Annotated in this window: 1 pseudogene; it reads right to left on the bottom strand. The window is 37.0% G+C overall.

Annotated features, from left to right (window positions below):
* A pseudogene (locus tag L8D11_RS05445) lies at nucleotides 1–495 on the bottom strand (hypothetical protein); the annotation flags it as partial.

Below are 495 nucleotides of genomic sequence, written 5' to 3'. Positions count from 1 at the left end.
ATCATCTGCATCACCCTTGCTCTCTACTACTTCTTCTGATTTAATCTTGCTTAAAATGCCTCCTATCATATTTGTGCACTCTGCTATTTTTACATGGTTATTTGCGCTACGTTTTTGGCAATTTAACTTTTCTAATGTCTCCTCAACCTCTTTATATGGCATCTTAGCTCCTAGCATGCCCTGCATCTTTGTCAGATCAGGATGTACGCTTGTTCCATATTCTCCGTGTATTGTTGGTCTTTTTTGCCAACCACATCTGCATGCATAACCCTGTATTCTTAACTTATGATCACTTAAACTGCTATGATAATCCGTATACTTCATCCCATTTTTCTTAGTTTTCCCCTCACATCTTGGACAATTTTGATATTTTTCTGATATTTTCTCTACTTGCAGCGGTATATATTCATCTTGTATAGCACCTATGATCCCTATTTGCTCTTTATGCCTAAACCCTAATTCCAGTATCGTCTCAGCTCTCTTTATTTCTACTTT

This window comes from Candidatus Bandiella numerosa (genome assembly GCF_021811875.1).
Classification (GTDB): domain Bacteria; phylum Pseudomonadota; class Alphaproteobacteria; order Rickettsiales; family Midichloriaceae; genus Aquirickettsia; species Aquirickettsia numerosa_A.
Note: the sequence above shows the minus strand (reverse complement) of the source record. Positions and strands in the feature narration are given on the sequence as shown.